This is a genomic window from Streptomyces sp. NPDC037203 (assembly GCF_055605065.1).
Window position 1 is genome coordinate 67,403 of record NZ_JBVJUC010000011.1, and the last position, 17,741, is coordinate 85,143.

Annotated in this window: 16 protein-coding genes and 2 pseudogenes; 7 read left to right on the forward strand and 11 right to left on the reverse strand. The window is 71.3% G+C overall.

All coding sequences use genetic code 11. The features are described 5' to 3' along the window. Nucleotides 1-50: 50 nt before the first annotated feature. Nucleotides 51-1,856 carry a gamma-glutamyltransferase gene (ggt, locus tag ACZ7EC_RS26380; RefSeq protein ID WP_471066324.1) on the reverse strand — a complete coding sequence of 602 codons (1,806 nt, stop codon included), beginning with the start codon at nt 1,854-1,856 and terminating at the stop codon, nt 51-53. A 142-nt stretch (nt 1,857-1,998) separates the two neighbouring features. Here ggt and ACZ7EC_RS26385 point away from each other — a divergent pair, with 142 nt between their 5' ends. Beyond that, a complete protein-coding gene (locus ACZ7EC_RS26385; protein WP_471066325.1) occupies nt 1,999-2,745 on the forward strand; it encodes a hypothetical protein in 747 nt (248 codons plus the stop codon). 620 nt (nt 2,746-3,365) lie between these two features. Here the strand turns inward: ACZ7EC_RS26385 and ACZ7EC_RS26390 are convergent. From ACZ7EC_RS26390 to ACZ7EC_RS26410, 5 genes and pseudogenes are all read right to left on the reverse strand, one after another. After that, nucleotides 3,366-3,779, reverse strand: a complete 414-nt coding sequence (locus tag ACZ7EC_RS26390) for a DUF6278 family protein (protein ID WP_471066326.1) — start codon at nt 3,777-3,779, stop codon at nt 3,366-3,368. Between the two features lie 15 nt (nt 3,780-3,794). Beyond that, nucleotides 3,795-4,574 carry an exodeoxyribonuclease III gene (locus ACZ7EC_RS26395; protein ID WP_471066327.1) on the reverse strand — a complete coding sequence of 260 codons (780 nt, stop codon included), beginning with the start codon at nt 4,572-4,574 and terminating at the stop codon, nt 3,795-3,797. 46 nt (nt 4,575-4,620) lie between these two features. Next, nucleotides 4,621-5,256: an MBL fold metallo-hydrolase gene (locus tag ACZ7EC_RS26400; protein WP_471066329.1), complete on the reverse strand. Its 636-nt coding sequence runs from the start codon at nt 5,254-5,256 to the stop codon at nt 4,621-4,623. Nucleotides 5,257-5,347: 91 nt separating this feature from the next. Continuing rightward, nucleotides 5,348-6,643 (reverse strand): bifunctional 3-oxoadipate enol-lactonase/4-carboxymuconolactone decarboxylase PcaDC, encoded by a 1,296-nt coding sequence (gene pcaDC, locus ACZ7EC_RS26405; protein ID WP_471066331.1) that lies wholly within the window; start codon nt 6,641-6,643, stop codon nt 5,348-5,350. 32 nt (nt 6,644-6,675) lie between these two features. Beyond that, a pseudogene (locus ACZ7EC_RS26410) lies at nt 6,676-7,777 on the reverse strand (IS110 family RNA-guided transposase). A gap of 683 nt (nt 7,778-8,460) precedes the next feature. On the opposite strand from ACZ7EC_RS26410, the gene ACZ7EC_RS26415 reads away from it, so the two are divergent. Further along, nucleotides 8,461-9,504 carry a hypothetical protein gene (locus ACZ7EC_RS26415; RefSeq protein ID WP_471066333.1) on the forward strand — a complete coding sequence of 348 codons (1,044 nt, stop codon included), beginning with the start codon at nt 8,461-8,463 and terminating at the stop codon, nt 9,502-9,504. 288 nt (nt 9,505-9,792) lie between these two features. Here the strand turns inward: ACZ7EC_RS26415 and ACZ7EC_RS26420 are convergent. Then, nucleotides 9,793-10,215 (reverse strand): annotated as a pseudogene (locus tag ACZ7EC_RS26420) (FG-GAP repeat domain-containing protein); the annotation flags it as partial. Nucleotides 10,216-10,273: 58 nt separating this feature from the next. Here ACZ7EC_RS26420 and ACZ7EC_RS26425 point away from each other — a divergent pair. Together ACZ7EC_RS26425 and ACZ7EC_RS26430 are read left to right on the forward strand one after the other, a co-directional pair. After that, a complete protein-coding gene (locus tag ACZ7EC_RS26425; RefSeq protein ID WP_471066336.1) occupies nt 10,274-11,437 on the forward strand; it encodes a hypothetical protein in 1,164 nt (387 codons plus the stop codon). Nucleotides 11,438-11,684: 247 nt separating this feature from the next. Beyond that, nucleotides 11,685-12,062 (forward strand): hypothetical protein, encoded by a 378-nt coding sequence (locus tag ACZ7EC_RS26430; protein ID WP_471066338.1) that lies wholly within the window; start codon nt 11,685-11,687, stop codon nt 12,060-12,062. 96 nt (nt 12,063-12,158) lie between these two features. On the opposite strand, the gene ACZ7EC_RS26435 is transcribed toward ACZ7EC_RS26430, so the two are convergent. After that, nucleotides 12,159-13,133, reverse strand: a complete 975-nt coding sequence (locus tag ACZ7EC_RS26435) for a cation diffusion facilitator family transporter (protein WP_471066603.1) — start codon at nt 13,131-13,133, stop codon at nt 12,159-12,161. A 226-nt stretch (nt 13,134-13,359) separates the two neighbouring features. Between ACZ7EC_RS26435 and ACZ7EC_RS26440 the strand changes: the two genes are divergently transcribed. Continuing rightward, on the forward strand, nt 13,360-13,716 hold the full coding sequence (locus ACZ7EC_RS26440) for a metalloregulator ArsR/SmtB family transcription factor (protein WP_471066340.1): 357 nt from the start codon (nt 13,360-13,362) through the stop codon (nt 13,714-13,716). Nucleotides 13,717-13,771: 55 nt separating this feature from the next. Here the strand turns inward: ACZ7EC_RS26440 and ACZ7EC_RS26445 are convergent, their stop codons facing one another. Together ACZ7EC_RS26445 and ACZ7EC_RS26450 are read right to left on the reverse strand one after the other, a co-directional pair. Then, nucleotides 13,772-14,179 (reverse strand): (2Fe-2S) ferredoxin domain-containing protein, encoded by a 408-nt coding sequence (locus ACZ7EC_RS26445; RefSeq protein ID WP_471066342.1) that lies wholly within the window; start codon nt 14,177-14,179, stop codon nt 13,772-13,774. Then, nucleotides 14,176-16,158, reverse strand: a complete 1,983-nt coding sequence (locus tag ACZ7EC_RS26450; protein ID WP_471066343.1) for a heavy metal translocating P-type ATPase — start codon at nt 16,156-16,158, stop codon at nt 14,176-14,178. Before ACZ7EC_RS26450 ends, ACZ7EC_RS26445 begins: the two co-directional genes overlap by 4 nt. A gap of 110 nt (nt 16,159-16,268) precedes the next feature. Between ACZ7EC_RS26450 and ACZ7EC_RS26455 the strand changes: the two genes are divergently transcribed. After that, complete coding sequence (locus tag ACZ7EC_RS26455; RefSeq protein ID WP_471066345.1) at nt 16,269-16,673, forward strand: ArsR/SmtB family transcription factor; 405 nt, start codon at nt 16,269-16,271, stop codon at nt 16,671-16,673. A 111-nt stretch (nt 16,674-16,784) separates the two neighbouring features. Further along, nucleotides 16,785-17,291, forward strand: coding sequence for a cation efflux transmembrane domain-containing protein (locus tag ACZ7EC_RS26460; protein ID WP_471066347.1), 507 nt, complete (start codon nt 16,785-16,787; stop codon nt 17,289-17,291). Between the two features lie 104 nt (nt 17,292-17,395). Here ACZ7EC_RS26460 and ACZ7EC_RS26465 read toward each other — a convergent pair whose 3' ends face one another. After that, the gene (locus ACZ7EC_RS26465; protein ID WP_471066349.1) at nt 17,396-17,695 is read right to left on the reverse strand and encodes a DsbA family protein; all 300 of its coding nucleotides are present in this window, start codon (nt 17,693-17,695) and stop codon (nt 17,396-17,398) included. Nucleotides 17,696-17,741: the final 46 nt, after the last annotated feature.

Genomic DNA, 17,741 nt, shown 5'->3' on the forward strand with positions numbered 1-17,741 from the left:
AGGGCGCCGGGGACGAGCCGTCCCCGGCGCCCGGTGCGTCGTACCGCTCGCTACGGCGCCGGGTCCACGACCATCGCCGAGCCCCCGCCGCGGCGTACCTTCTCGGCCGCGGCCAGCCACTTGCCGTCCGGCAGCCGCTGCACGCCGGTCGCGGCGCCGATCTCCGGGTTGAGGGTGAAGTGGTGGCCGATGGCCTCCAGCTGCTTGCGCAACGGGCTGTCGTACAGGGCCGGTTCGAGTTCCGTCTGGGCCGCGTTGCGCTGGCTGGCGCGGGGCGCGGCGATGGCGTCGACCAGCGGCAGGCGCCGGTCCAGGAACTCGGTCAGGGTCTGCAGCACGGTGGTGATGATGGTCGCGCCGCCGGGCGAACCCAGCGCCACCACGGGCCGGTTGTGCCCGTCGAGGACGATCGTCGGGGAGATCGAGGAGCGCGGCCGCTTGCCCGGACCGGGCAGGTTCGGGTCGGGCACGGACGGGCTCGCCGGGGTGAAGGAGAAGTCCGTCAGCTCGTTGTTGAGCAGGAAGCCCCGGCCGGGCACGGTCATCGCGCTGCCGCCGGTCTGCTCGATGGTGAGGGTGTACGAGACGACGTTGCCCCACTTGTCGGCCACCGTGAGATGGGTGGTGTTCTGGCCCTCGTACGTCGTCGGCGCCGCCTTGCCGCCCGTGGCGCAGTTCTCCGGGTGGTACGGGTCACCGGGGGCGAGCGGGCTGGTGAGGACCGCGTCGTCCTTGATCAGGCAGGCCCGCGAGTCGGCGAACTTCTGCGAGAGCAACTGCCGGGTGGGGACCTTCTCGTAGGCGGGGTCGCCGACCCAGCGGCCGCGGTCGGCGAAGGCGATCCGGCTGGCCTCGATGAAGTGGTGCAGGTACTGCGCCTCGCTCATCTTCGACAGGTCGGAGCTCTCCAGGATGTTGAGCGCCTCGCCGACCGTGGTGCCGCCCGAGGAGGACGGGGCGATGGAGTAGACGTTCAGGCCGCGGTACGACGTCCTGGTGGGGGCCTGGAGCTTGGCGCGGTAGACGGCGAGGTCCTTCTCGGCGAGCTTGCCGGGGCGCGCCTTCCAGCCGGAGGCCGGGTCCACGCGCGGGTGCTCGACGGTCTTCACGATGTCGTCGCCTATGTCACCGCGGTAGATCGCCCCCATGCCCTTCTTCGCCAGTTCCTCGTAGGTCTTGGCGAGTTCGGGGTTCTTGAAGGTCGAGCCGACGACGGGCAGCTTGCCGCCGGGCAGGAACAGCCGGGCGGTGTCCGGGAAGTAGCGGAACCGGGTCTCGTTGTCCGCGGTCTGCGAGCGGAAGGTGTCGTCCACGGTGAAGCCGTCGCGGGCGAGCCGCTCGGCCGGCTTCAGGACGCTGCCGAGCTTCCGGCTGCCCCACTGGTCGAGGGCGGTCTGCCAGGTGGCCGGGGTGCCCGGAGTGCCCACGCTGAGCCCGCTGCTGACGGCGTCGCCGAAGGGGAGCGGCTTGCCGTTCTCCACGAACAGCCGGGAGTCGGCGGACTGCGGTGCCGTCTCGCGGCCGTCGATGGTGTGGACGGTGCGCGTCCGGGCGTCGTAGTAGACGAAGTAGCCGCCCCCGCCGACGCCGGACGAGTAGGGCTCGGTGACGCCGAGCGCGGCGGCGGTGGCGACGGCGGCGTCCACCGCGTTGCCGCCGTGCTTGAGGACCTCGATGCCGGCGGCGGTGGCGTCCTTGTCGACGCTGGCGACGGCACCGCCGTAGCCCACGGCCACCGGCGTCTTCCCGGCCGGCTCGCCCGTCTTCGGGGCGGGCGGCGCCGCGGCCCCCACCGTCACCACGGCGGCCGACACCACTGTCAGAACCGCCAGTCTCCGCGTGCCTGGACGACGCATCCGTACCTCCCGTCGGAACAGTCAGCGCAGCGTAGCCAGATTGTCACACTAGCGACAGTACGTCTCGGCTGCTCGTCACACGACCGCCACAGTTCGAACACCGGTACGTCCAAGGTGTCCTGGCCCGCTAGCATGCGCGGCCATGAACGACGACGTGCGCAACATCGTCCTGGGGCTGGTGGCGACCGCCATCTCCGCCTCCCTGGGCTGGCTGGCCCGCACCTTCCTGTGGCGCCGCGGACTCCGGCGCAAGCAAGCGTTCTTCGGGCTGCCGGAGCACGCGGAGGCGCTGCTGGTCGTCAACCGGGACCCGGCCGCGACCGAACCCGCGGTGCACCGCTACGACGTGTTCGCGCTGCTGGAGCTGTCCGCGCTCATCAAGGAGTGCGGGGCGCACGCCGAGGTGGCCACCCAGGACACGGTCCGCCAGGGCTTCGGCGAGCGCACCGAGTTCTGCGTGGGCGGGCCGGCCTCGAATCGCCGTACGGCCGCGCATCTGTCGGCGATGCTGCCGGGGGTGCGGATCACCACCGACCCCGAACCGGTCACCGACCGGGGCACGTTCCGCATCGGCGCGCAGCGCTACCGGATGGAGCGGGGCACCTCGGAGTACGTGCTGCTCGCGCGGGTCACCACCGAGGGCCAGGCCCGTCCGGTCTTCCTGTGCTGCGGCCAGAGCGCGATCACCAATCAGGCCGCGACCCGCTATCTGGCCCGCCACCACGAGCGGTTGGCCCGCACGTACGGCGACGGCACCTTCGTGCTGCTGCTGAAGGTCCTCAACTCCGCGGCGTACGGACCCGATGTGGTGGAGCTGGTGGCCGATGTGACGCGGGCGGCGCGCGCACCGCTGCCGGAACCGGAGCCGGAGCCGGCCGGTTCCGCGTGAGGCGCGGGCGCCGCGGCGGTGACGGACCGTCGAGCGCAACTCGTCCGGCGCAGCTGACCTTCTCCTCGCCCGTGCGAGCAGTGATCTCCGGCTGCCGCCGGACGAGCCTGGCCCGTGTGAACTGCCGCCCCTCTCACGGCGCGGGGACCATGGGGACCCCGCCCTGCGGCAGTGTCTCCGTCCCGGTGCGGCGGGGCTTGATCACCTCACCACGGGGCGGAACGCACCATCGTAGTCGAGACGTCGGGGGCCGGGGTTCCCGGCATGGGGGCAGGGCCCGCGGGCAGTCGCCGGGGCCGGAGGCCGGACGCGTCCGCAGGCTCGGGTAAGGAGTGGGCCGCGAAGGGGTGGGCCGGACGGGGATCGACGGGGCGCCGGGTGAACCGGCCGGTGCGCGTTGCCTGGTAAGCCTTCTTCCAGTCGCCGTTCCTCGGTTCGATCAACGGATCGACGGCCATACGCAGCCCTACTCCACTCTCCGATCGGTGGTGGTCGCCGCAAACTATCCAGCCGGACCGGGGAGTCGGGGGGCGACACGCACCTTTCGGGCAATAGCCGTATTTACGGCGGCACCGGGGAAGGGCGGTCGGCAGGGCCGCGCTCTGGGCGGCACCGGGGGTTCAGACCTCGGCGATCTCCGCGTACAGCTGGGACAGTTCGGGCACACCGGTTGCGGCCCACTGGCGGCCGGCCTCCACCACCTCCACCTCGCGGCCGGAGGCGAGACGCAGGACGGGCTCGCCGCCGGCGCTGATCCGCCAGGCGGCGCCGGGCACGGTGCGCACCACGACGGTGCCCAGGTAGAGCCCGGCGTCATGGCCCAGCCAGGGCAGCGTCTCGGCGTCGTCGCGCCAGCGCGGGACCATCTGGTCCAGGGCCTCCAGGGAGGCCGGTGTGTCGTCCAGGCGGACGCCGCCGCCAAGCGCCTGGGCACGCAGCAGATCGCACTCGGAGAGCAGCGCGGCCACCGACTCGGGGTCGGCGGGCAGCGCGGGGTGCTTCTTGTGCCGGGGGCCCAGGAACGGAAGGTTCATGGACCCAGCGTGGCATCACACGTCGAGGTCGACCACCACGGGCGCGTGATCGGAAGCGCCCTTGCCCTTGCGCTCCTCGCGGTCCACGTAGGCGTCCTTGACGGCCCCCGCGAAGGACGCGTTGCCGTACACGAGGTCGATGCGCATGCCGCGGTTCTTGGGGAAGCAGAGCTGGCGGTAGTCCCAGTAGGTGAACGGGTGGTCGTACTTGAGCGGGCGGGGCACGATGTCGTCCAGACCGGCCTCGCGCAGGGCGGTGAGGGCGGCGCGCTCGGCGGGGGTGACATGGGTGGCGCCCTCGAAGGCGGAGCGGTCGTAGACGTCGTCGTCGGTCGGCGCCACGTTGTAGTCGCCGAGGACGGCGAAGGGGCGGCTGCCGCGGGCGTCGCCGAGGACGGCGGCGCGCAGGGCCTCGAACCACTGGAGCTTGTACGCGTAGTGCGGGTGGCCGACCTCGCGTCCATTGGGCACGTACACCGACCACACGCGCACCGGGCCGCAGGTGGCGGAGATGGCGCGGGGCTCGGTCACGCCCTCGTAGCCGGGGTCGCCGGGCAGCCCCCTGACCACGTCCGCGAGGCCGACGCGGGAGAGCACCGCCACGCCGTTCCACCGGCCGGTGGCGTGCACCGCGGCCTCGTAGCCCAGCTCGCGCAGCGGCTCGATCGGGAACTGCTCCTCGGCGACCTTGGCCTCCTGGAGGCAGAGCACGTCGGTGCCGCTGCTCTCCAGCCAGGCCAGCAGGCGCGGGAGGCGGGCGGTGATCGAGTTCACGTTCCAGGTCGCGATGCGCATGTCCCACAACCTACCCGGAGGCTGTGACAACCCGGTCCCGGCCGCCTCAGACCCGCGCGGACGCCCCCGGCGCGAGCCGCTGGTGGTCGGTGCCGCCGAGGGCGCCGATCTGGCGGTCGTAGATCGGCCGGGCCAGGTCGGTGAGCAGGGCGTCATGGATGTCGTAGGCGCGCTGCGGGCGGACCTCGCGGACATAGTCGATCACTTCGGCGATCTTGCTCCAGGGGGCCATGACCGGGAGCATCAGCGTCTCCACGGGCTGGTCCGGGACGGTGAAGGCGTCGCCGGGGTGGAAGACCTTCCCGCCGTCGAGGAGGTACCCGACGTTGGTGATGCGCGGGATGTCCGGGTGGATCACGGCGTGCAGCTCTCCGTGCACCTGTACGTCGAAGCCGGCGGCCGTGAAGGTGTCGCCGTGCCCGACGGTGTGCACGCGGCCCGGAAACGCCGGCGCGATCCGCTCCGCGACGGACCGCAGCGTCCAGATCCGCGCGGCCGGGTTGTCCTCCATCGCCGCGCGCAGCCGGGACTCGTCGAAGTGGTCCGCGTGTTCGTGCGTCACGAGGATCGCGTCCGCCCCGAGGGCCGCGTCCTCCTCGCTGAACCCGCCGGGATCGATGACGAGCACCTGCCCGTCCTTCTCCACCCGGACACAGGCATGGGACTTCTTGGTGAGCTTCATGCCTCACCATCCTGCCGGAGGGGGCGCGGGGACGCGTGGGGGCGGCCCACCGGATTCCCACGGGGGCCTCCCCCACGCCGGACCGCCGGGCTCACTCCGTCGGGGTCGTCTCCTCCTGGATGATCTGCTGGGCCACCTTGAAGGCGCTGGTGGCGGCGGGCAGGCCGCAGTAGAGGGAGGTGTGGAGGAAGACCTCGCGGATCTCGTCCGGGGTGAGACCGTTGCGCAGGGCGGCGCGGGTGTGGGCGGCCAGCTCGTCCAGGTGGCCGCCGGCGATCAGCGCGGTGAGCGTGACGCAGCTGCGGGTCCGGCGGTCCAGGCCCGGCCGGTCCCAGATCTCGCCCCAGGCGTAGCGGGTGACGAACTCCTGGAAGTCCCCGGAGAAGCGGTCCGCCGCGGCCAGTTCCTGGTCGACGCGCGCGTCGCCGAGCACCTCCCGCCGGATCTTGAGCCCGGTCGCGTACCGGTCGGCCCGGTCCGCGGGCGCCGGCGCCGCGGCGGGCGGGGCGATCTCCGCCACCGGCACGACGGCCTGCGGCGGCACCACCGGCACCGGCGCGGCGACCGGGGCACTCGGCAGGGCGATCTGGCCGGTGTCGTACGGCTGCTGCCAGGCGGTGGAGAAGTGGTGCACCAGCAGATCGGTGACGGCGGCCGGCTGCTCGACCGGGACCAGGTGGGAGGCGCCGGGCACGACCGCGAGCCGGGCGTCCGGGATGCCCGCGACCAGTGTGCGGGCCTCGGCCGGGCCGGTGATCTGGTCCTCGGAGCCGACCAGGACCAGCGTCGGCGCGGCCACCCGGCCCAGCTCGGCCCGCACGTCGAACGCGGCCAGGGCCTCGCAGGAGGCGATGTAGCAGCCGGGGTCCGTGGTGCGCACCATCTGCACGGCCCACTCGGTGATCGCGGGCTGCGCCGCCGAGAACCCGCCGGTGAACCAGCGGTCCGGCGAGGTGCGGGCGATCGGGTCCAGCCCGTTGGTGCGGACGACCACTCCGCGCTGCCGGAACTCGTCGGCGGTGCCGAACCGGGGCGAGGCCGCGACCAGCCCGAGCGAGGCCAGCCGCTCGGGGTGGCGCAGGGCCAGCTCGATGCCGATCGCGCCGCCCAGCGCACAGCCCGCGTACCCGAAGCGCTGCACGCCGAGCGAGTCCAGGGTGGCCAGCAGCCGGGCGCTCAGCTCGGCGACGGAACCGGCCGGATGGGCGGGCGCACCGCCGTGGCCCGGCAGATCGAACCGGAAGATCCGCCACTGCTTGGCCAGCTCCGGGACCTGCCGGTCCCACATGTGCCATGTGGTACCCAGTGAGGGACCCAGGATCAGGACCGGAGCGTCTTCTGGCCCGTCGAAGCGGTATTGCAGGGTGTTCGGGGGTGTCTCACTCACGCCCCAGACCCTCTCACGTCTCACGACTGCCCCTATGACGGGGGTTGCGACTGCATATGTCCGACCAGGTGGAAGACCTCCCTGGCCGCGTAGCGCTTGAGACTTCGGACTATCTCGCGCCGGGTCTTGCCTTCTTTGCTGCGGCGTTCGTAGTACTCCTGGGTGCGTGGGTCGACGCGCAGGCGGGTCTGCACGATCCGGTGTAGGGCCGCGTTCGCTTGCCGGTCGCCGCCGCGGTTGAGGCGCCTGTACTGGCGACTGCCTGAGGATCGCTCGACGGGGCTGACCCCGCACAGCGCCGCGAAGGACGCCTCACTGCCCAGGCGTTCCGGGTTGTCCCCGATCGTGATCAGCAAAGTGACGGCGGTGTCCGGACCGATGCCCACTACCTCAAGCAGCTGCGGAGCGTGGCGTTCCACCAGCCGGGTCAGGCGGCCGTGCAGTTCCTGCATCTCTTCGCTGAGCTGCCTGATGCGCCGGGCCAGGAGTCCCAGGGTCACGTGGGTGGCGTGGAGCACCGCCCCTTCGTCGGTCTCGTGGTTCAAGCTGTCGTCGACGAGCCCTGCGCAGGTGCGGAGGAGCTCTGCGTTGCCTAGCCCCCGGCCAGTTCCTCCCTCAGCTGCGGATCTGCACGGATGAGGACCGCCTTGAGCTGGTTGATCGCCTGGGTGCGGGCCTTGACCGCCGAGTCCTTGGCCAGCTTGTACATCCGGGCGATCTCCACCGGCCCGTCGCCCGTCTTGGCCTGGGCACGCGCCCGCCCGCTCAGCACTGACCGGGCCGCGTTCTCGGCATCGAGCGGGTCCGACTTGCCCCGCCTTCGGCGGTCGGCCCGGTCGAACCGATTCACATCGAAAACGTCCACGCCCTGGGCCAGCAGGTAGCGGGACAGGGCTGCCCCGAAGGAACCGGTCCCTTCCACTCCGGCCCGCCGCACCGTACCCGACCTTCTGGCCCACCCCAGCAGGTTGCGGTATCCAGCCATGGTGGCCGGGAACTCCGCGGTGCCGATCACTTCCCCCACCAGGGAGGCACAGCGGCCACATGGGCGTCCCGGTGCGTGTCCACTCCCAGGACCACCTCCCCCGCCGGCCGACGCCGACGAGGACGCGAAGCGGAGGATGTGCCGGTCATGCGCGTTCCCTTTCCAGGCCGTCGGCTTGTGCCGTAGCCAGCACCGGGCCGTGCGGACGGTCAGAATCGTGATGACGCCTTTCCGGCAAGCCCCTATCGAGACACGTCCATCAGCCCGAGATCGACAGCGGGCTGCCCCCTGGCCGGCGGTCGACACAGTGTGATCAGGACACCTCGGTCAGAGATCTCAGGAGTCAGGCCCGCCGCAGGACAGCGCCCACCTACTGTTCTCCATCCAATCGGCTTGCAGCCACGTCACCCCGCTCGTTCGGACGAATTGGCTCGAAGCATCGGTCGCCTACCAACTCAGCTGGCACCATGCCGCCGTTGTACGTCAACTTCATGGCGAAGGCGGACCATTGAAACGGCAGGTCAACGAGCGGCAGCTCTCGGTGTTGCAGTGGGTGGGAGCCGGGTGCCCTGCCGGCGTATGGAACACAAGCTCCTACAAGACCACCTGCCAGGCACTCCACGACCGTGGCCTGGTGACGGTCTCCCGAAGAAACGGGCAGTGGAGCGTCGCCCTGACAAGCACCGGTCGGCACTACCTGGCACACGGCACGTACCCTCCCCGCGGATCACGCCCGCGCAAGGCCCAGGCCGCCGCCCCACAACCCCAGGTCACCCGGGCACAGGCAACTCCGGCCGCCGACCGGAAGCCAGACCCTCCCTCACAGCCTCGCGTGACGTTCACGGAGCAGCTGTTACAGGAGCTCGCGGAGGCCGGCGGCAGGATCGTCAAGAGCGGCAGCGGTCCCGGCTTGGAGAAGTGGCCGTCCCGCGTCGCCGCCGCACGCAGATCCGGAAGGGTTCCGGAGACGAAGGAGCTGTACGGAAACCGGTGCCGTGACGGGTACGAGATCAAGCTCGTCGACATCCCCGCCTGGCGTCTTGCAGTCATCGACCCCGTCCCCGTGCCCTCGCGGCTCACCCGGCCGCACACCGTGGTGCGGGCCATGCAGAACGAACGCCAGCCGCTGGGCCTGACCAAGCCCGTCCAAGGACGCGCTCTCCGACTCATCCAGGCACTGATCACCGCCGCCGAGGCCGACGGACACACCTGCTCCGCGGGGCAGACCGGCTTCGCACCCCCACCGCATCGCCGCCGCAGGGCTCATCCCCACTTCACCATCACCGCACAGGGCCAGACCGTAGGGTTTCTCGTCCTCCAGGAACAGGACCGAGCCGAGCACATCGCAACCGAGAAGGAACTCGCCGACGCCAAGAAACACTCCTGGGTCAGGATTCCCCGTTTCGACTACATCCCGTCCGAACGCCTCCGCATCATCCTCAGCGGCGGCCAGCCACACCGGGCGAGCGAATGGGCCGACGCTCCCGGCCACCCTCTCGAAGAGCAGCTCGCCGAGATCGCACAAGAGGTCACACTTCGCGGTGAAGCCGCCGAACGCAGACGGCAAGACGAGGCCGAAGCGGCACGCCAGAAGCGCCTCCGCTGGGAAGCCGCCATGGAACAAGCCCGCATCCGGTACGCCGAGGCGTACCGCGTCCGGCACCTTGAAACCCAGGAAGCGGCATGGCGCCACGCCACTCGGCTGACCGAGTTCGTGAGCGCCAGACGCGCACGAGTCGAGGCCATGCCGCCAGGGCAGACCAGAACCGAAGCCGAGGCGTGGATCAGCTGGGCAGCAGCCACCGTGGAGCGCCTGCACCCGCTGAACACACCGCCCCGGCCGCCCGACATTCCGAACCCACGGGCGACGACCTGAAACCCTTCCTCGGGCACTGGAGCCCCTACTGAACGCCCGCTTTTACGACAGCGTCCGGCCCGCCGATCTACGGGGGCAGCCCGACAGCCGCCGCCTCAGCGGCGCCGGTACCCGGCTGCTTTTCCTTTCAGCTTTCGCTAGGACAGCGTGCGGGGGTGCACCCGTCATCTGGCATGACCTGCGCGACCGTCCAAGAAGCAATGAGACATGCCCCGTAGTGAGTCGTACGGCGCCGCGCGCGACGATGCGCTCGCGCGGCGCCGTACGGCTGCGCAGACCCTTGAATGGTTATCGGGTCCTGAATCGGCGGAAGAAGTTGCGGGCCACGTAGACGCCCGGGCCTCCGAAGCCGACGATGTCGACGCGTCCGTCGCCGGTGATGTCGGCGAGGAAGCGGGGGTGGCGGTCGACTCGCCAGGCGCCTGCGTCGTCGTTGTATCCGAAGCCGCGGCAGACGAGTTGGGCCTGGTCGAACCGGCCGTCGCCGCGGTTGTGCGACGCCCAGACTCCTTCGTCGCCGAAGCCGACGATGTCCGGGTTGCCGTCGCCGGTGACGTCGGCGAGGAAGCGGAGGTGCTTGCTGCCGGTCCAGCCCTGGGCGTGTCCGAAGTCGTTCAGGAGGAGTTGTGAGGGCTCGAACGTGCCGTCGCCGCGTCCCCGTGCGACGACGACACCTTGGGGGCCGAATCCGATGATGTCCATCTCCCCGTCACCGATGGTGCGGACCCGGCCGGCGATCGAGGCTATCCGGGCTGAGCACGGTTTGACCGTGGCCTGGCGCAGCAAGGTCGGCGAGATGGTCCGCCTCGCCCTGGCCGTGCGTGAGGCAGAGGGCGCCGAGCGCCTTCCCGAGGCGATGCTGCGGGACCTGTCGGCCAACGGGGACGCGGTCCGCCTGATCCTGCTGCGCACCGGTTTCCTGGACGAGGCGCCCGAGACCCTGCGGTTCTCCAGGACGAACCATCTGACGAACACCCCGTACATCACCGCTCCGCCACCGCTGCCGCCCCGGACGCCGCGCCAGTGCTCGGACTGCGACGCCTGGATTGTCGCCGGCCGGCGAGCAGGGTTCGTCTGTGATCCATGCCGGCACTGGCGGGAGCGGGCCGGGCGGGGGCGGTGCTGCCGCTGTGGCCGCGACGGCCTGGCGCTGCGCGACGATCGCTGCCGCAGCTGCCACCCCTATCGGCTCCTCGACGAAGCCCGTCCCGCCACCCGGCGGTTCACGCAGCTGGTGATCTCGCTCCCGGCCGGCAAGGGCGGCCCGTTCGAGGCATTCCCGGTCGGTGATCCTAAGGTGCCGGACTACGACGAGCGACGGCCTGCTCTGCACACGAGTCGCGGGCAGCAGACGCTGTTCACGGTCCGGCGGGACTGGGCCCCGGTGCTGCATCGGCTGCGGAGTGCACCCGCTGGCGAGCCGCCGCTCACCGCGCCCGCCCGCCGCCTAGTCGAGGAGTTCACATGGACCCGGCCGGGGCAGCGACCGGACTACAAGAAGAACACCCGCACACTCACGATCCCGCTGTACTGGCTCGGCGCCGACGCGAGGATCCACGAGCGGGACGTGTACGACCTCGCTCGGATCGACGTGAACCTCGCGGCCAAGCCGGTCTGCCAGTTCCTGCGCGATCGAGGACTGCTGGTGGAGGACCCCGCCCTGCACCGGGACGCGCATCAGGTGTGGATCGAGACCACTGTGGCTGCCCTGCCGGAACGCATGGCGAGCGAGGTCGCCACTTGGGTGACAGTGCTGCGCAGCCAGGGCCCCCGCGAGGCTGAGCCACGCAGTTACAAGGGGATCCGCCGCTACCTCGTCTCCCTCCAGCCGATCCTCACCGGGTGGGCCCGATCCGGCATGGTCACGCTGCGAGAAGTCACGTCGGCCGACACGAAGGCAGCCCTGGAGAACCTGTCGGGCCATGCCCGCTGAGGGCTTGCCGTCGCCTTGCGCAGCCTGTTCCGGGCACTGAAGCGGGAACGGCTGATCTTCCTCAACCCCGCCCGCAGTCTGCCGGTCGGCGACCTTGAGAGCCTCCCGAGGTCCGTGTCCTCCGACCTCTTGGCCGGCCTGCTCGAACAGACGTCGTCCCCGTTCGGGAAGTTCGTCATCGCGCTGGTCGCCGTCCACGCACTGCCCGGATCCGACATCCGGGCTCTGCCAGACGCAGGCCCTCGACTTGTCCCGCGGCACCCTCGAAGTGCGCCGGGGCTTCCTGCGGCACACCCTCTACCTCGAGCAGTTCACCCACCAACTCGCTGCCGACTGGCTGACCTCCCGGCACCAGCGGTGGCCGACCTCCACCAACCCCCACCTGCTGGTCAGCCAGAAGACCGCAGTCGATCCCGACCACCCGGCCGTGTATCCGGGCATGCTGCGGCTGGTCCTCCCGAAGGGGGTGACGCTGTCCGGCCTGCGTCAGGACCGCATCCTCAACGAGGCTCTGGAGACCGCCGATCCCCTGAAGCTGATGCGTCTGTTCGGAATCACCGAGCGGACGGCCATGCGCTACGTCAAGGCCGCACACCCCGAGCGGACGGCGAAGCTGCCGCGGTGAGTCGGAAGGCACAAGGACAGCAGCCGACGGCGAACCGCCGCTCGGCCGGCTGGTCTGCCGGGTTCGGCGCCGGACTCGGTGATGGTCCCGCGCCTTTCAGGCCGCGCTGTGGTGCGCGAGGGCGGCGTGCGGGTCGGTGCCGTGCGGCAGGTGGTCGGTGTGGACGGTGGCGGCGGTCAGCCGGGGCACGGCGTGGATGAGGGCGTGCTCGGCGGCGACGGCCATCTCGTGGGCGGCGATGACGGTCAGGTGGGGATCGACGACGATGTCGGCCTCGGCGCGCAGTGCGTGCCCGATCCAGCGCATGCGGACCTGTCCGACGCCGAGGACACCGTCGACGTCGCGCAGGGCCTGCTCGGCTGCCTCGACCAGCTTCGGGTCGACGGAGTCCATCAGACGCCGGTAGACCTCGCGGGCGGCGTCCTTGAGCACCATCAGGATGGCGACGGTGATCAGCAGGCCGACGACCGGGTCGGCCCAGCGCCAGCCGAGCGCGACGCCGCCGGCGCCGAGGAGAACGGCCAGGGAGGTGAAGCCGTCGGTGCGGGCGTGCAGGCCGTCAGCGACCAGCGCGGCGGAGCCGATCTTGCGGCCGGTGCGGATGCGGTAGCGGGCGACCCACTCGTTACCGATGAAGCCGACCACGGCGGCGATAGCCACCGCCCACAGGTGCGTGATGCCGCGGGGGTTGAGCAGCCGATCGACCGCCTCATAGGCGGCCAGCGCGGAGGAAGCGGCGATCGTGAGCACAATGGCGATGCCAGCCAGGTCCTCGGCGCGGCCGTACCCGTAGGTGTAGCGGCGGTTCGCGGCCCGGCGGCCGAGGACGAACGCGATACCGAGAGGGACAGCGGTCAGCGCGTCGGCCGCGTTGTGGATGGTGTCGCCCAGCAACGCGACCGACCCGGATATCGCCACGATCACCGCCTGGACCACCGTGGTCGCCCCAAGGATGCCCAGCGACAGCCAGAGGGTGCGCATCCCCTCGCGGGAGGTCTCCATCGCGGAGTCGACCTTGTCCATCGCCTCGTGACTGTGCGGAGTGACCAGGTGCGCCAGCTGGTGTCGCAGCCTCGCCCACCGACCGTTCCCGTGAGCATGGTCATGGTCGTGGCCGTGGTCACCGTGCGGGTGCCCGTGGTCATGGTGATCGTCGGCATGAGGGTGCGGGTGCTCGTGATGGCTGTGGCCGTGCGGCTTGTGGGAGTGGGTCTGCTCGCTCACGGTGGTGCACCTTTCCCGGACGGCGGGCTGGGTCGGACTGGACGACGCGCTGCTACCCATCCATTATGTGCATATGAACGCACGCATGCATCTATCAGATGCGCACGGCTCGCAACAGCCAGGAGAAGGTGAACGCATCGCTGTGGCCGTGGAGGTTCTCGGCCTGCTCGCCGACCGCACCCGGCTGGCCCTGCTGCGGCTGCTCGGCGAGGGAGAGGCCGATGTCACGACCCTGACCGCAGCGACCGATGCGACGCGGACCTCGGTCAGCCAGCATCTGGCCCGGCTGCGTCTCGCCGGGCTCGTCACCACGCGCAAGGAGGGGCGCCGGGTCGTCTACGGCCTGCGCCACGGACACCTGCGCCGTCTGGTCGACGAGGCTTTGAGCGTCGCCGACCACCAGATCGGCCACCTGCCGCCCCACGACTGACGCCCCACCGCGCAGAGGATTGCCGGCCGGTGACGTGGTGACCGGATCGGACAGGTCAGGGCTCGACGGCTTGGCGGATGCGGCGGGACGGGCTGAAGGCGTACAGGTCGAGGACGCCAGGAGGGTCGGCCAGTCCCGGCCCGCCGGCTTCGACCCAGGCCGCGATGTCGTCTGCGGCGTCGGGGTCGTTGACCAGGCCGAGCCAGACGGGCCGTCCGCCGGCCGCGCGACCGGCTGCGGAGGGCTGGATGACGATGACGTTGGCGTGCTCGCAGGCGTCCAGGCAGCCGGTGACGCGTACCTGGGCGATCTGGGCGAGGGCTGAGCGGAGCTGGTCGAGCTGGGCGGGATGGTCCAGGCCGGGGATCTTCGATGTGCCGCAGCAGCAGCCGCGGCAGACGGTGACCGTGCAGCGGGCCGCCCCCGCGCTGGCGGGGGCGGCTTTGCGGCTGCGGCGGCTCACTGGCCGTTCCTGGTGCGGGCGCGGCGCCAGGCGCCGTCGGCCAGCAGGCGCAGGCCGTTCAGGCCCACGATGACGGTGGAGCCCTCGTGTCCGGCGACACCGAGCGGCAGCGGCAGGTGGCCGGCCAGGTCCCAGATGACCAGGCCGGTGATGAAGACCGCGGCGATGACGAGGTTCTGCACCACCAGGCGGCGGGCGCGGCGGGAGAGCGCGACGACGGTGGGGATGGTGGCGAGTTCGTCGCGGACGACGACGGCGTCGGCGGTCTCCAGGGCGAGGTCGGATCCGGCCCGGCCCATGGCGATGCCGGTATGGGCGGCGGCGAGTGCGGGGGCGTCGTTGACCCCGTCGCCGACCACCAGCACCTTGCGCCCGGCCTGCTCCAGCTCCTGCACGGCGGTGACCTTGTCCTGCGGGAGCAGTCCTGCGCGGACGTCGGTGATGCCGACCTCCTCGGCGAGGCGGGCGGCGGCGCGCGGGTTGTCGCCGGTGACCAGCACCGGCGCGGTTCCGGTCAGGGCGGTCAGCGCGGTGACGGTGGCGGCGGCCTCCTCGCGCAGCCGGTCGGCGATGCCCAGCACGCCGACCGGGGTGTCCCCGACCTCGACCAGGACGGCGGTGCGGCCCTCGTCCTCCAGCCGGGCGGCGACCACGGCAGCCGCGTGATCGCTGCGCCCGTTCAGCAGCCGGGCGGGGCTGCCGACGGCGACGGCCTTGCCCTCGACGGTGGCCGTTACACCGGTGCCGGGGGCGGAGGTGAAGTCCTCCACCACGGGGACGTCCAGGTCGCGGTTGCGGGCGGCGTCCACGACGGCGCGGGCCAGCGGGTGCTCGCTGGGGTGCTCGGCCGCAGCCGCGAGGCGCAGCAGCTCGTCCTCGCTCAGGCCGGAGGCGGCCAGCGGGCGGATGTCGGTCACCCGGGGGGTGCCCTCGGTCAGGGTGCCGGTCTTGTCCAGCGCCACCGCGTCGATCTGGCCGAGCTGTTCCATCACGACGGCGGACTTCACCAGCACGCCGTGGCGTCCGGCGTTGGCGATGGCGGACAGCAGCGGGGGCATGGTGGCCAGCACCACCGCGCACGGGGAAGCGACGATCATGAAGGTCATCGCCCGCAGCAGGGTGGGCTGAAGCGCGGCGCCGAACAGCAGCGGCAGCGCGAACAGCGCGATCGTCGCGGCCACCATGCCGATCGAATACCGCTGCTCGACCTTCTCGATGAACAGCTGGGTCGGCGCCTTGGTCTCGGAGGCTTCCTCAACCATGGCCACGATCCGGGCGATCACCGAGTCCGACGGGTCGCGCTCGACCTTCACACGCAGGGCGCCGGTGCCGTTCAGGGTGCCGGCGAAGACCTCGTCGCCCTCCTGCTTGGCCACCGGCAGCGGTTCGCCGGTGATGGTGGCCTGGTCGACCTCGCTCGCGCCGTCCAGGACGCTGCCGTCGGCGCCGACCCGCTCACCGGGGCGCACCAGAATGGTGTCGCCCACGGCCAGCTGCTCGGTGGGGACCGTCTCCTCGGTGCCGTCGTCGGCGAGCCGAGTGGCGGTAGTGGGAGCGAGGTCGAGCAGGCCGCGCACCGAGTCGGCGGTGCGGGCGGTGGCGATCGCCTCCAGCGCACCGGAGGTGGCGAAGATGACGATCAGCAGCGCGCCGTCCAGGACCTGCCCGATCGCCGCCGCCCCGAGCGCCGCGACGACCATCAGCAGGTCCACATCCAGCGTCTTCTCCTTGAGCGCCTGCAATCCGGCCCAGCCGGGCTCCCAGCCGCCGGTGGCGTAGGTGAGGGCGAACAACGGCCCCCACAACCACGCCTGCGCCCCGAGCAGGTAGAGCGGCAGCGCGATCAGGAACAGCACCAGGGCAGCTGCCGCCCAGCGGGCCTCGGGCAGCGCGAAGATCCGGGTGCGCCGCCGGGGCGCGACCGCGTCACGCACGGCCGCGTCACCGGCGGGCGACGGGCGGGTGAGGGTGGAAGACATCGAAACGGGGGTCCTTACGCAGACGTGAGCGGACAGCGTCCAACCCCACCACCGTAACAGGAACGAATGAACATCGATTCATACGTTCATGGGGCGCGTACGATGGCCGCATGGGTCATGGAGCCGCAACACCCGACAGCAGCGTCCCGCGCACCCGCCTCACCGCGGACAACGCCGCGAAGGTGGCCGCCACGCTGCAGGCACTGGCGACCCCCTCGCGGCTGCTGATCCTCGCCCGGCTGCGCGAGGGCCCGCTCCCGGCGACCGAGCTGGCCGCCGAAGTCGGCATGGAGCAGTCCGCCTGCTCCCACCAACTGCGCCTGCTGCGCAACCTCGACCTGGTCGTCGGCACCCGCAAGGGCCGCTCGGTGGTCTACTCCCTCTACGACAACCACGTCTGCGAACTGCTCGACCAGGCCCTCTACCACGTCGAGCACCTCCGACTCGGCCTCAGCGACACCCCCGCAGATACCGTCGAGCCGGAACGGCAAGCGGTACCCGCTCCGAGCGCCTGAGCACCCTGAGTGAGGATCAGCCGTGCGGTGCCCCGGCGAGAGGCGCTGATGCGGCCGTCTGCGAGACTCGGCCGGTGACCACCTTGGACGCCACTACCCGTACTCGGCATCGTGGTGCTCGCCATCGCGGCGATCTCCGCGAAGTCGGTGGCGCTCGCCGGGTTCGGCCTGGACTCGCTGATCGAGATCGGCGCGTCCACCGTGGTGGTCTGGGAACTGTCCGGCACCGGCGAGGACCGCCAGCGCCGCGCCCTCAAACTGATCGGCGCCGGATTCGCCGCGCTCGCCGTCTATCTGCTGGTGCAGTCCACATGGGTGCTGGCCACCGGATACCACCCGCACCACTCGCCGCTCGGCATCGGCTGGACAGCGACCACCGCGGCCGTGATGTTCACCCTCGCCGCAGGCAAGGCCCGCACCGGCGCCGGCCTGGACAACCCTGTCCTGAAGACCGAGGGCCGCGTCACCCTGATCGACGGGCTCCTCGCAGCAGCCGTCCTGCTCGCCCTGATCCTCAATGCCGCCGTCGGCTGGTGGTGGGCCGACCCGGCCGCCGGGTACGTACTGGTCTACTACGCGATCCGCGAAATGCGGGAGATCTTCACCGGCGAGCACTGACTCGGTCGCGCGAGCCAAGACACACGAAAGCCGACTGTTGCCTCCTTCCGGCTCCAGCCGGCGTTTCATGGTGCTTCCGGCGTTCGCGTTCAGCAGCGGGGCGGTCAGGCTGCGGTGCCGACGGCTTCCTGAAGGGCCTGCCGGAGCTGATCGAGACCGGGCGCCCCGCCCGGGCCCTGCCGGGTGCGGTAGATCCGGCAGCAGAGCGAGGGCATGGTGCCGGGCTCGGCGAAGGGGTCGCGGCCGTCGATCAGGATCGTCGGGGAGCCGGTGAAGCCGGACCGTTCGGCGTCGGCCTGGTCGGCGACCACCCGGGTGGTGAAGCCGGTGGCTTCCAGCCCGGCGCCGTCCAGAGCCTGCCGCAGTCGCTCCTCGGCGAGCTGCTGGTGAGGGCAGTCCGGCACGACCGCAAAGGAACATACGAGAATCGCTGTGCGTGACGATCGTCAC